At 72.2% G+C, this 12,411-nt stretch carries 14 protein-coding genes; 6 read left to right on the top strand and 8 right to left on the bottom strand.

What is annotated here, in order from left to right:
• Positions 1-241 precede the first annotated feature (241 nt).
• Together E1265_RS24180 and E1265_RS24175 are read left to right on the top strand one after the other, a co-directional pair.
• Positions 242-736 (top strand): DUF3145 domain-containing protein, encoded by a 495-nt coding sequence (locus tag E1265_RS24180; protein WP_132933108.1) that lies wholly within the window; start codon positions 242-244, stop codon positions 734-736.
• Position 737: 1 nt separating this feature from the next.
• A complete protein-coding gene (locus tag E1265_RS24175; protein WP_132933107.1) occupies positions 738-1,601 on the top strand; it encodes an NAD(P)-dependent oxidoreductase in 864 nt (287 codons plus the stop codon).
• Between the two features lie 30 nt (positions 1,602-1,631).
• Here the strand turns inward: E1265_RS24175 and E1265_RS24170 are convergent, their stop codons facing one another.
• Entirely contained in the window at positions 1,632-2,753 is a 1,122-nt protein-coding gene (locus E1265_RS24170; RefSeq protein WP_132933106.1) for a peptidoglycan-binding domain-containing protein, read from the bottom strand.
• A gap of 154 nt (positions 2,754-2,907) precedes the next feature.
• Positions 2,908-3,264 carry a MerR family transcriptional regulator gene (locus E1265_RS24165; protein ID WP_132933105.1) on the bottom strand — a complete coding sequence of 119 codons (357 nt, stop codon included), beginning with the start codon at positions 3,262-3,264 and terminating at the stop codon, positions 2,908-2,910.
• Between the two features lie 65 nt (positions 3,265-3,329).
• On the opposite strand from E1265_RS24165, the gene E1265_RS24160 reads away from it, so the two are divergent.
• Positions 3,330-3,659 carry a putative quinol monooxygenase gene (locus E1265_RS24160; protein WP_132933104.1) on the top strand — a complete coding sequence of 110 codons (330 nt, stop codon included), beginning with the start codon at positions 3,330-3,332 and terminating at the stop codon, positions 3,657-3,659.
• A 6-nt stretch (positions 3,660-3,665) separates the two neighbouring features.
• Here the strand turns inward: E1265_RS24160 and E1265_RS24155 are convergent, their stop codons facing one another.
• Positions 3,666-4,268, bottom strand: coding sequence for a TetR/AcrR family transcriptional regulator (locus E1265_RS24155; protein WP_132933103.1), 603 nt, complete (start codon positions 4,266-4,268; stop codon positions 3,666-3,668).
• A 64-nt stretch (positions 4,269-4,332) separates the two neighbouring features.
• Here E1265_RS24155 and E1265_RS24150 point away from each other — a divergent pair, with 64 nt between their 5' ends.
• A complete protein-coding gene (locus E1265_RS24150; RefSeq protein WP_132933102.1) occupies positions 4,333-5,268 on the top strand; it encodes a beta-ketoacyl-ACP synthase III in 936 nt (311 codons plus the stop codon).
• A gap of 73 nt (positions 5,269-5,341) precedes the next feature.
• Here E1265_RS24150 and E1265_RS24145 read toward each other — a convergent pair whose 3' ends face one another.
• From E1265_RS24145 to E1265_RS24125, 5 genes are all read right to left on the bottom strand, one after another.
• Positions 5,342-6,604, bottom strand: coding sequence for a beta-ketoacyl-[acyl-carrier-protein] synthase family protein (locus E1265_RS24145; RefSeq protein ID WP_132933101.1), 1,263 nt, complete (start codon positions 6,602-6,604; stop codon positions 5,342-5,344).
• A 79-nt stretch (positions 6,605-6,683) separates the two neighbouring features.
• On the bottom strand, positions 6,684-6,932 hold the full coding sequence (locus tag E1265_RS24140; protein WP_132933100.1) for an acyl carrier protein: 249 nt from the start codon (positions 6,930-6,932) through the stop codon (positions 6,684-6,686).
• Between the two features lie 73 nt (positions 6,933-7,005).
• The gene (locus E1265_RS24135) at positions 7,006-8,037 is read right to left on the bottom strand and encodes a ketoacyl-ACP synthase III (protein WP_132933099.1); all 1,032 of its coding nucleotides are present in this window, start codon (positions 8,035-8,037) and stop codon (positions 7,006-7,008) included.
• Positions 8,038-8,048: 11 nt separating this feature from the next.
• Positions 8,049-9,011 (bottom strand): ACP S-malonyltransferase, encoded by a 963-nt coding sequence (locus E1265_RS24130; protein ID WP_132933098.1) that lies wholly within the window; start codon positions 9,009-9,011, stop codon positions 8,049-8,051.
• A gap of 102 nt (positions 9,012-9,113) precedes the next feature.
• Positions 9,114-10,253: a PucR family transcriptional regulator gene (locus tag E1265_RS24125; RefSeq protein WP_132933097.1), complete on the bottom strand. Its 1,140-nt coding sequence runs from the start codon at positions 10,251-10,253 to the stop codon at positions 9,114-9,116.
• A 175-nt stretch (positions 10,254-10,428) separates the two neighbouring features.
• Between E1265_RS24125 and E1265_RS24120 the strand changes: the two genes are divergently transcribed.
• Complete coding sequence (locus E1265_RS24120; protein WP_243741072.1) at positions 10,429-11,106, top strand: pirin-like bicupin family protein; 678 nt, start codon at positions 10,429-10,431, stop codon at positions 11,104-11,106.
• A gap of 100 nt (positions 11,107-11,206) precedes the next feature.
• Positions 11,207-12,409 carry an MFS transporter gene (locus tag E1265_RS24115; RefSeq protein WP_132933109.1) on the top strand — a complete coding sequence of 401 codons (1,203 nt, stop codon included), beginning with the start codon at positions 11,207-11,209 and terminating at the stop codon, positions 12,407-12,409.
• Positions 12,410-12,411: the final 2 nt, after the last annotated feature.

Below are 12,411 nucleotides of genomic sequence, written 5' to 3'. Positions count from 1 at the left end.
GGTCCGTAGGGGGCCGTCGGTGTCCGTGGGGGTGTGTGGCGGGGCGGTAGCTTGGGACCTGGCAGTGTGGCGACGCCCGACGCGCGCCCTCAACAAGAGTAAAAGATGACCGCGCGTCACCCGTTGTCCATTTTGCCGCAAAAAGTTGCCAATGGTGTTTACTGTTCGTGCGCGAGATCGGGGCAGGTGGGGGCGTCTTGAGGCTCGCGGCGGGCGCAGGTAGCCAAGAGTGGAGGTCCCGGTGACGACACGTGGTGTTCTGTTCGTGCACTCCGCCCCGCGTGCGCTGTGTCCACACATCGAGTGGGCCGTCGCCGGAGTGCTCGGCGCCCGGGTCGGCCTCGACTGGACCAGACAGCCGGCCTCACCGGGCACCTGGCGTGCCGAGCTCTCCTGGCAGGGCGAGGCCGCCACCGCGTCCAAGCTCGCCTCCGCCCTGCGCGGTTGGCACCTGCTGCGCTTCGAGGTCACCTCGGAGCCCTGCCCCGCCGCCGAGGGCGAGCGCTACAGCTGCACCCCCGACCTGGGCATCTACCACGCCGTCACCGGCATCCACGGCGACATCATGATCCCCGAGGACCGGCTGCGCGCCGCCGCGGCGCGGGCGGCGCGCGGCGAGAGCGACCTCCAGCTGGAGATCAGTCGACTGCTCGGCAAGCCCTGGGACGACGAGCTCGAACCCTTCCGCCACGCGGGCGAGGGCGCGCCGGTCCGCTGGCTGCACCAGGTGGTGTGAGATGTCCGGTTCCCGGATCGCGGTGCTCGGCACCGGCATCATGGGCGCCCCCATGGCCCGCAACCTCTGCCGGGCGGGCCACGAGGTGCGCGTCTGGAACCGCACCCACTCCAGGGCCGAGCCCCTGGCCGCCGACGGCGCCACGGTCACCGGCTCGCCGGCCGAGGCGGTGGAGGGCGCCGACGTCGTGCTCACCATGCTCCACGACGCGGCCGCCACGCTGGCCGCGATGCGGGCGGCGACGCCCGGGCTCGCCGAGGGCATGCTCTGGGCGCAGAGCTCCACGGTGGGCACGGCAGGCCTCGACGACCTAGTCGTGCTGGCCGCCGAGGAGGGCCTGACCCTGGTGGACGCGCCCGTCCTCGGCACCAAACAGCCAGCGGAGGCCGGCCAGTTGACCGTCCTCGCCGCCGGCCCACGGCCCGCCCGCGACCCGCTGGCCCCCGTCTTCTCCGCCATCGGCTCCCGCACCCTCTGGGTCGGCGAGGAGGTGGGCGCCGCCTCGCGCCTCAAGCTGGTCTGCAACAGTTGGGTGCTGGCGGTCACGCACGGCACGGCGGAGGCGCTGGCGTTGGCGAAGGGCCTCGGCGTGGACCCGCAGGGCTTCCTGGACGCGGTCGAGGGCGGCGCGCTCGACCTCCCCTACCTCCGCGTCAAGGCGGCGGCGATCCGATCGGGCGAACTCGCGCCGAGTTTCGCGGTCGACACCGCGGAGAAGGACGCCCGGCTGATCCTGGCCGCCGCCGAGTCCGCCGGCGTCCGCCTCGACCTGGCCGAGGCGGGGGCGGACCGCTTCCACCGCGCCTCGCGGCAGGGCCACGGCGGCGAGGACATGGCCGCCTCCTACTTCGCCAGCTGGGACTGAGGCCCCGGGCCGGCCGCCGGGGAGCCCGTCTCACGCCCGAGCGTGGACGGTGTCGATGTACTCCTGCGCGATGGCGTTCACATCGCCGGGTAGTTCCTCGTCGACGGGCGGGTAGCCGGTCAGCGCGCTCAGGTCGAAGCCGTCCACGTCGGACAGCGTCATCGCCGCGACCAGCGCGTCGGCGTGGGACCGTTCGAGGGCGTTGATCGCCGGTCCTCCGACGTCGACGGCCCCGTCGACGATCCCGGTGACCGCCGTCTGGAAGTCCTCGACGGCCCCGATGGTCTCCGGGCCCACAAGGCCGTCGACGCCGATGGCGGCCACCCCGTCCAGCCGGCGCGACTCGTTCAGCATCACCTGGACGTAGCGCACGTCCCGTGGAGCGTTCGGCCGGTTTCTGCCCACCCCCTGTTCGAGGGGCGAGGACCAGGCGAGCGCGGGCGTCGGCGCTCCGACCGGCGCGCCGCGCAGCCCCCTCCGCAGCAACACCAGGAAGAGGATGCCGAGGACGATCTTGATCGCCAGCTTCGCCTCGGGCGAGGTGAGGAGCGACTCCACGCAGATCTCGTGCAGGATGACCCCCTGCCCTTCCCCGACGACGTGGAGGACCACCTTGACCTGGCCGAAGACGGTGATCGGGGCGTCGTACAGCACGAAGGACTCGTCCGGCCGGTACAGCGTGCCGCGCTGGTAGCGCGTCGTGGGAACCGTCGCGCTGAGGAAGTCGGTCATCCCCAGGAACCGGTCGAGCTTGTCCTTGGCGTCCTTCCGGCCCGCGGCGTTGCGGGGTTTGATCTCGTACACCTCCTTCCTCGTGGGCCGGTGCGTGATGATGTCCGGCACGGGAAAGGGCTCGTCGTCCTCGTCGTCGGGGTCGACCGCCTTCTTGCGCGCTTCGCAGGCCTGCACGACGAAGTCGACGTCGAGCCCCGGGTGGTGGGCCTTGAGGAACTCGCCGAGAAAGCGACAGCGAGTGGTCTTCGTGGGCTCGTCGAAGAACTCGGTCCCGCCGTTCGAGGGCCGGGTGAACTTGAAGCAGCCACCCGTCTTCAGGCAGTAGTGCTCCTGAACCACCGTCTCGACGTAGGCGCTGTACTCCTGCACGATCCGCCCGGACGCGCCCACCTGCCCGGGGGTGAAACACACGGCCATCTCTCGGCTCCCATCGGAACGCGGCACGGGATTCGCCAGCCGCGCACCCGCCCGCCGGCTCGCCGAGAGTAACGCCGTGGACACGGGGCGAATCCCGGGCCGGCGCGCCGGCCGCGAGAACCACCCGCCCGGCCGACCCGCGCCCCGGCCGGGATCACCGTGTCAGGGGCTCGGCGGCCGCCGCCACGAGCTCGCCGAGGGCCGCGCGGGCCTCGGCGAGCTCCGCCATGCGGGTGTCGAGGTCGGCCGCCCGCTCCCTGAGGTGGTCGAGCACGCACGGCTGGAGCCGGGCGCCGTCGTCCGTGTAGCAGGGCATGAGGGAACGGATCACCCGGGTGGGGAGCCCCGCGGCCAGCAGCGCGCGGATGCGGGCGACGGTGACCGGCGCCTCGGGGCCGTACCGGCGGTGGCCGCCCTCGCCGCGCTCGGCGGTGAGCAGCCCCTGCGCCTCGTAGTATCGGAGAAGGCGGATCGCCACGCCCGTCTCGCGGGACAGCTCACCGATCTTCATGTGACCCGCCTCACTTCGATCCCGGCTTGAATCTGACATGGATGTCACGTCCTAGCGTCGGCCGCATGACGACGACAACGACCGAACCAACGCCCGTCTCGCTCTACGGATTCCTCACCCCGAGGCCCGGCCACGCCGACGACCTCAGGGCCCTGCTGCTGGCTCTCGTCGAGCCGTCCAGGAATCACGAGGGCAGCCTGCAGTACCACCTCCACGAGCAGGAGGACGGCAGGTTCTTCCTCTACGAGGTCTGGCGCTCGAAGGAGGACCTGGACCGCCACAACGCGACCCCGCTGCTGCGCGCCTTCATGCAGGCGGCGCCCGGGCACCTTGAGGGCGCGCCCGAGGGGTACTTCGGCGCGATGGTGAGCACCTATCCGGCGGCGGCCGGGTAGCGGCGGTCAGCCGGCCGCGAGCAGGCGGTCCACGGCCGCCCTGGCGCGGGCAGGGGACCGGCCGTTGCCGTGGAGCTGGATGGTGTGGTTGAGGCTCATCATCACGCCGTAGAGCTCGAAGACGAGTTGGGCCGCGTCCGTGTCGGGCGGGAGGTCGCCGTCGGCGACGGCGCGGCGGACCTCGGCGGTCAGCCGGTGCTCCCAGGCCTGGAACTGACGTCGCAGCAGGGCGCGGACGGGGCCGCTGCGGCCGTCGTACTCGAAGGTGGACGAGACGAAGAGGCAGCCGCCGGGGAAGACCTCACGCTCCAGGTAGGAGATCCAGGCGTCGCAGACCGCTCGCAGGCGCGACAGCCCGGGGGTGGCGTCGGCGGCCGGGCGCCAGACCTCGTGGTTGAAGATGACCGCGGCCCGCCCCAACGCGGCGAGCTGCAGGGCCTCCTTGGTCCCGAAGTGACCGAGCAGCCCCGACTTGCTGATGCCGAGGTCGAGCGCGAGGCGGCCGATCGTGAGGCCCTCGAGGCCCTCGATCGAGGCCACGTCCACGCTGCGCTCGATGATGCGCTCCCTGGTGCGGCGGGCCTCGGCGGCCGAGTGACGAGGGCTCATGTCACCACTATAGAAGGGCTTGAGGGTCTATAAAGTCCGACCGATCGGTCGCTAAACTGGGGTCATGACTCGCCTCACCGCGCTTGGCCACTACCAACCCGAGCATGTGCTCACCAACGACGACCTGGCCGGCATGGTCGACACCAACGACGCCTGGATCCGGCAGCGGACCGGCATCGTCACCCGCCGCATCGCCAGGGACGAGACCGTGACCGACCTGGCCGTCGCCGCCGCGGGAAAGGCGTTGGCGGCGGCCGGCGTCGACCCGGCGGACGTCGGCCAGGTGATCGTCGCCACCTGCACCAACATCGACCGGTCGCCGTCCACCGCGGCCCAGGTCGCCGGCCGGCTCGGCATACCGGGCGCCGTCACCTTCGACCTCAACAACGCCTGCGCCGGCTTCACCACCGCGCTCGCCACCGCCGACCACACCATCAGGGCCGGCGCCGCCCGGCACGCCCTCGTCATCGGCGCCGAGAAGATGTCCGACATCACCGACTACACCGACCGCGCCAGCTGCATCCTGCTCGGCGACGGCGCCGGCGCGGCCGTCCTCAGCGCCAGCGACGCCGAGGACGGCGTCGGGCCCGTCGTGTGGGGCTCCGACCCCACCAAGCGCGAGGCCGTCCGCATCCGCGGCGACTGGCACCCCACCTTCTCCCAGGACGGTCAGACCGTCTTCCGCTGGGCCACCACCACGCTCGCTCCGCTGGCCAGGGAGGCCTGCGAGCGGGCCGGGATCAGCCCGCGCGAGCTCGGCGCGATCGTCACCCACCAGGCCAATCTGCGCATCATCGAGGGGATCGTCGGCAAGCTGGACGCCCCGCAGGCCGTCGTCGCGCAGGACGTGGTCGTCTCGGGCAACACCTCGGCCGCGTCCGTGCCGCTCGCGCTGTCCAAGCTGATCGAGCGCCGCGAGATCCCGACCGGCGCGCCGGCGCTGCTCTTCGCCTTCGGCGGCGGCCTGTCCTGGGCCGGACAGGTCGTCCGCGTTCCCTGACGGACATCCCGCCACAGCCGCCACACGCGAAACCCCCGCCCGGAAGGCGGGGGTTTCGCGTGTGGAACGGCGGTCAGACCGTCCGCATGGCCAGCACCACGTTGTGCCCGCCGAAGCCGAACGAGTTGTTGATCGCCGCGATGGTGCCGCCCGGCAGCTGGCGCGGCTCGTCGCGGACGATGTCGGCGTCCACCTCGGGGTCGAGGTCCTCGACGTTGATGGTCGGGGGAGCGACCCGGTGGTACAGGGCCAGCACCGTGGCCACCGTCTCGATGCCGCCCGCGCCGCCGAGCAGGTGGCCGGTCATCGACTTGGTCGCCGAGATCGCCACGTGGTCCAGGTCGTCGGCCAGCACCCGGCGCAGCGACTTGATCTCGGCCACGTCACCGAGCGGCGTCGAGGTCGCGTGTGCGTTGAGGTGGAAGACCTGCTCGGGCTTGAGGTCCGTGTTCTCCAGCAGGTTGGCCAGCGCCGCCGCGATGCCGCGACCGGTCGGCTCCGGCTGGGCGATGTGGTGCGCGTCCGCCGACAGGCCCTGGCCGAGCAGCTCGCAGTAGACGCGGGCGCCGCGCCGCGCCGCGTGCTCGGCGGACTCCAGGATCACCACGCCCGAGCCCTCGCCCAGCACGAAGCCGTCGCGGGCCGTGTCGTACGGCCGGGACACCTGCTCAGGCGCCCCCTCGTTCTTGGAGAGCGCCATCATGTTGCCGAACGCCGCGATCGGCAGCGGGTGGATGGCGGCCTCGGTGCCGCCCGCCACCACCACGTCGGCGCGGCCCGTGCGGATCATCTCCACCGCGTAGCCCACGGCCTCGGCCCCCGAGGCGCACGCGCTGACGGGGGTGTGCACGCCGGCCTGCGCCCCGACCTCGAGACCGACGTTGGCCGCCGGGCTGTTGGGCATGAGCATGGGCACGGTGTGCGGGGAGACCCGCCGGGCGCCCTTCTCGCGCAGCACGTCGTACTGGTCGAGCAGGGTGGTCACGCCGCCGATGCCGGAGGCGATGACCGTGCCGAGCCGGGTCGGGTCCACCGCCCCGTCCTCGCCGGCCTTGGCCGTGAAGCCGGCGTCGGCCCACGCCTCACGGGCCGCGATCAGCGCGAACTGCGCGGAGCGGTCCAGGCGACGTGCCACCGGCTTGGGCAGTATGTCGACCGGGTCGACCGCCGCGGTCGCGGCGATCTTCACCGGCAGGTCGGCCGCCCAGTCGGCGGTCAGGGGACGCACGCCGGACCGGCCGGCCAGCAGGCCCTCCCAGGTCGTCGCGCTGTCGCCACCCAGCGGTGTGGTCGCACCGACACCGGTGACAACCACCGTTCGATTGATCGCGTTCACGGGATTCTTACTCCGCTAGTCGGGGGGAATGGTGGTGATCCGCCACCGCGGGGGTGGCGACACGCGCTGTGCGAGCAGGTCAGCTCTGGTGGTCGAAGATGTAGTTGACGGCGTCGCCGACCGTCTTCAGGCCCTTGACGTCGTCGTCCGGGATCTTGACGCTGAAGCGCTCCTCAGCGGCGACGACCACCTCGACCATGGACAGCGAGTCGACGTCGAGGTCGTCGGTGAACGACTTCTCCTCCGTCACCTCCTCGGTGGGGATGCCGGCGATCTCGTTGACGATCTCGGCGAGACCCTTGATGATCTCTTCCTTGGTGGCAGCCATTGCGGCGCTCCTTCAGTGTGTTGCGGTGAGGTACCGCTTGGTGGTGATCCGGGGGGATCTGTTCGGACCTTGCTTAGGGGAGGGTAACGACCGTCGCGGCGTAGACCAGACCCGCCCCGAAGCCGATGACGAGGGCGGTGTCCCCGCTCTTCGCCTGCCCCGTCGCCAGCATCCGCTCCATGGCGAGCGGGATGGAGGCGGCGGACGTGTTGCCGGTGGTCTCGATGTCACGCGCGACCGCGACATGCTCCGGCAGCTTGAGGGTCTTCACCATCGAGTCGATGATCCGCATGTTGGCCTGATGCGGAATGAAGACGTCCAGATCGGCCGCGGTGATCCCGGCGGCGTCCAGCGCCTGCTGGGCGACCTTGGCCATCTCGAAGACCGCCCAGCGGAAGACCGTCTGGCCCTCCTGGCGCAGCGCGGGGAACTTCACCTTCCCCGCGGCGTCCACCGGCAGGCCGTCGAGGTCGCCCGCCCGGAAGCGGTCCCAGGGCACGGTCTGCGCGATGACGTCCGCCTTGTCGCCCTCCGAGCCCCAGACCGTGGGGCCCATCGCCGGCTCCTGGGAGGGGCCGAGCACCACGGCGCCGGCGCCGTCGCCGAAGAGGAACGCGGTGGAGCGGTCCTCCTTGTCGGTGAGGTCGGACAGCCGCTCCACGCCGATCACCAGCACGTGCTCGGCGCTGCCGTCGACGATCAGGCCCTTGCCGACGGTCAGGCCGTAGCCGAAGCCGGCGCAGGCCGCCGAGATGTCGAAGGCGGCCGGGGTGCCGGCCCCGAGCCGGTGGGCGATCACGGTGGCCACCGAGGGGGTCTGCAAGAAGTGCGAGACGGTGGAGACCACGACCGCGTCGATCTGCTCGGCGGTGATGCCGGCGTCCGCGATGGCCTTGCCCGACGCGGCGAGCGCCATCTCGGCGACCGTCTCGTCCTCGTCCGCCCAGTGCCGGGTCACGATCCCGGACCGCGAGCGGATCCACTCGTCGGAGGAATCTATGTACTTCAGGATCTCCTCGTTGGGGACGACCCTCGTCGGCCGGTAGCCGCCCACGCCCATGACGCGTGCGTAGGGCGCACCCTTTCCGACCCTCAGTGTGGCCATGTCCACTGCTCCTATTCGGCGGCTTCTGCGGGGGGTGCGGATGCCGTGCGGTGGGCGGCGATCAGCTCGCGGGCCGCGTCGAGATCGTTCGGGCTCTTGATGGCCACGCGCTCCACTCCGGGGAGGTTGCGCTTGGCCAGACCAGCGAGCGTACCGCCCGGGCACAGTTCGATCAGGGCGGTGATGCCGAGCCGCTGGAACGTCTCCACGCACAGGTCCCAGCGGACCGGGTTGGACACCTGGGTCACCAGGCGCCGCACGATCTCCTGGCCGTCGGCGACGACCTCGCCGTCGGCGTTGGATACGAAACGGATGCCCGGATCCGCGGGGTTCAGTCCCTTGGCCGCCGTGCGCATGGCGTCGACCGCGGGCGCCATGTGCACGGTGTGGAAGGCGCCGGCCACCTTGAGCGCGACCACGCGCGCCTTGGCCGGCTTGTCGGCGGCGAGCGCCGCCAACTGCTCGAGGGTGCCGGCCGCGACGATCTGGCCGCCGCCGTTGTTGTTGGCCGCCGTGAGGCCGAGCTCGGCGAGGTGGGCCGCGACCTCGTCCGGGTCGCCGCCGAGCACCGCCGACATGCCGGTCTCCGTGACTGCCGCCGCCTCGGCCATCGCCGTCGCGCGCTGCCGCACCAGCGCGACGGTCTCGAGATCGGTGAGGACCCCGGCGATCGCGGCGGCAGGCAGCTCGCCGACGCTGTGCCCGGCGACGGCGCCCACCGAGGCCGCCGGGCCCGCCGGGTCGTCGTCGAAGAGCGCGGCCGCCGACAGCAGGGCACCGGTCACCAACAGGGGCTGTGCCACGGCCGTGTCGCGGATCTCCTCCGCGTCGGCCGCGGTGCCGTAGTGGACGAGGTCGAGCCCCGCGGTCTCCGACCAGGCGCCAAGGCGGTCGGCTACACCCGGGAGTTCGAGCCACGGATTCAGGAAGCCGGGCGTCTGGGCACCCTGGCCGGGAGCGACGAGTACAAGCACCCTCTCACTCTCTCCTGGGCACCGGGTTGACCGCCGGTGGGGGCAGGAACGAAGAACAGTCGAGGGATTTGTAGCTCCTGTACAAAGCCAGGTGGGTGACGGTCAGGCGCGTGAATCGGCGTCGGCGAGCCGTCCGAGCATCAACGCGACGCGCAGGGTGAAGGCCGAGCGCACATCGGAAGGGGGCCATCCGGTGACATCAGTCACACGTCTCAGGCGGTACCGGACGGTGTTGGGATGCACAAAAAGCATACGCGCGGCGCCCTCGAGACTGCTGGCCTGTTCCAGATAGACGCTGAGCGTCTCCAACAGCGCCGATCCGGCCTCCTGCAGCGGTCTGTAGATCTCCTCCACCAACAGGCGGCGGGCCGCCGGGTCGCCCGCCATGGCGCGCTCCGGCAGCAGGTCGTCCGCGAGGACCGGGCGCGGCGCGTCCGGCCAGGCCGCACAGGCCCGCAGTCCGGCCGCCGCCGCCTGCGCCGAGCGGGTCGCCTCCAGCAGGTCGCCCACCACGGGGCCCGCCACCACGGGGCCCGAGGCGAACGGGCCGATCAGCGACTTGGCCGCGCTCACCGGGTCGTCGCTGCCGCCCGCGATCACCACCAGGCGCTTGCCGAGCACCCCGGTCAACACCTGAAGCTTCGCGTACCTGGCGGCCCGCCTGATCGCCTCCACGGTCAGCTCGCTGTCGCCGTTGGGCGCGCTGCCGAGCACGACCGTCACGTGGTCCGGCGAGTTCCAGCCCAGGGCGGCCGCCCGGGACACGTCGCTCTCGTCCGCCTCGCCCGACACCACCGCGTTCACCACCAGGGACTCCAGGCGGGCGTCCCACGCGCCGCGCGCCTCGGCGGCCTGCGCGTACACCTGGGCGGTGGCGAAGGCGATCTCCCGCGAGTAGACCAGCAGCGCGTTGGTCAGCGCCGCCTCCCCGCCCGGCGGCGCCAGCTCGTCCACCGCGGACTCCACCACCTCGATGGTGGTGCGCACCAGCTCCACGGTCTGGCGCAGCGTGATCGCCCTGGTCAGCTCGCGCGGCGCGGTGCCGAAGACGTCGGTGCTGATCGCCTGCGGAGTGTCCGGGTGCCGGAACCACTCGATGAACGCCGCGATGCCGGCCTGGGCGACCAGGCCGATCCAGGAGCGGTTCTCCGGCGGCATGGCGCGGTACCACGACAGCTGCTCGTCCATCCGCGAGATCGCGGCGGCGGCCAGCTTCCCCGAGGACTGTTCGAGGCGACGCACGGTGGCGACGTGCGCCTTCTTCTCATCGGCCTTCTCAGCGGCGGCCTTCTCGTCGGCCTTCTCATCGGCGGCGTTCTCATCGGCATCGGACACGGGACCAGCCTGCCTCATTTCCCACCCACTCATACCAGGCGGGGGTCACTGGCGACGGGCGACGGATGGATACGGTAGGGGCGTGCTTCGGGTGACGCGGGCCGCCGAGCGTTATCGGGGCGGTGATCCGGCCGCCGGGATCGAGACCCGGCACGCCTTCTCGTTCGCCGGATTCTACGATCCGGACAACGTCCGCTTCGGGCCGCTGACCGCCTGCAACGAGGAGCGGCTCGCGCCCGGCGCGGGCTTCCCCGCGCACCCGCACCGGGACGTCGAGATCGTCAGCTGGGTGCTGTCCGGCGAGCTCACGCACGAGGACGAGGACGGCACCGCGACCGTCGTGCGCCCCGGCGACTTGCAGCGTCTGACGGCGGGCGCCGGCGTGCGGCACGTGGAACGCAACGCCGGGCCCGAGCCGTTGCGTTTCCTCCAGATGTGGCTGATCCCCGCCGAGCCGGGCGGCGAGCCGGCCTACGAGGTGGTGCGCGGCATCGGGGACGACGTCCCCTACGCGCTGCCCCGCACGCCGGCGGTGCTGCGGGTGCGGCGGCTGCGCGACGGCGAGCGGGCGGCGGTCGGGGGCGGGCGCCTGGCCTATCTCCATCTGGCGAGCGGTGCCGTCGAGTTGTCCGGCGTCGGGCCGCCGGTGGCGCTGACGGCCGGGGACGCGGCCCGGCTCACGGGCGGCGGGGAGCCGGTGGTCAGGGCCGCCGGCGGTGCGGAGCTGCTGCTCTGGGAGCTGTCCGACCGGCCGTCCTGAGGCCGGATGGCGGGGTTGTCGCTGTGCCGTGAAACACAGTGACAATGAAAATGATTATCGGTTACTGTCTCGGCTCGTGCGCGAGCTGCTGTCCTTTCCCATGGCGATCAGGCTGCTCCTGGTCAACCAACTGGGCGTCAACGCGGGCTTCTACCTGCTGATCCCGTATCTCGCCCAGTACCTGGGCGGCACCCTCGGCATGTCCGCGGCCACCGTCGGCCTCGTCCTCGGCGCCCGCAACCTCAGCCAGCAGGGCCTCTTCCTGCTCGGCGGCTCGGCGGCCGACCGGCTCGGACCGCGTCGGGTCATCATCGCGGGCTGCGCCGTGCGCACCCTCGGCTTCGCTCTCTTCGGCCTGGGGGAGGGGTTGCCCGCGCTGGTGGCGGCCTCGGTGCTCAGCGGCCTGGCCGGGGCCCTGTTCAACCCCGCCGTGCGCGCCTACCTGGCCCGGGAGGCCGGCGACCGCAAGGCCGAGGCGTTCGCCCTCTTCAACGTCTTCGCCACCGCGGGGGCGTTGGTCGGACCGCTGCTCGGCAGCGCCCTGTTGCTGGTCGACTTCCGGGCCTGCGCGCTCACCGCGGCCGGGATCTTCGCCGTACTCACCGTGGCCCAACTCCTGGTGCTGCCCGAGCGCCCGGTGCCGCCCGCGAGCGGCGGAGTGCTCGGGGACTGGCGCGAGGTGCTGCGCGACCGACCCTTCCTGGCCTTCGCCCTGGCCATGAGCGGCATGTTCACGCTGGAGAGCCAGCTCTACCTGCTCCTCCCCGACGCCGCCGAGCGGGCCACCGGCGTCAGCGGCGCCGTGGCCGCGGTCTTCCTGGTCTCCACGCTGACCAGCCTCACCCTGCAACTGCCGCTCACCCGCGCGCTGCGGAGCAGGGGCGGTCGGGCCCGCTGGATCGCCGCCGGGCTCGGCGTACTCGGCCTGGCCTTCCTCGCCCCCGTCGTCCCCGGGTTCCCGCCCGTGCTGGTCTGCGCGCTCCTCCTCCAACTCGGCCTGATGGCCGCCCAACCGTTCGTGATGGAACTCGTGCCCGGCTTCGGGCGTCCGGAGCTGACCGGCACCTACTTCGGGGTCTTCTCCGTGCTGTCCGGGATCACGGCCGCCGCGGGCAACGCCGCCATCGGCTGGTCCATGGACATCGCGGAACGCACCGGCGCTGGCTGGCTGCCCTGGCTGGGCTGCGCCTCGCTCGGGCTCGTCTCCGCCGCCGCCGTCACCCGCCTGCGGGGCCTGCCGCGCACGGAGCCCGACGTGGCGGCGGCCCCGTCGTCGCCCCCCACGGTTCCCCCCGCTCGTTGACC

The organism is Streptomyces sp. 8K308 (assembly GCF_004348315.1).
In the GTDB taxonomy this organism is placed as follows: Bacteria; Actinomycetota; Actinomycetes; order Streptomycetales; family Streptomycetaceae; genus Streptomyces.
Note: the sequence above shows the minus strand (reverse complement) of the source record. Positions and strands in the feature narration are given on the sequence as shown.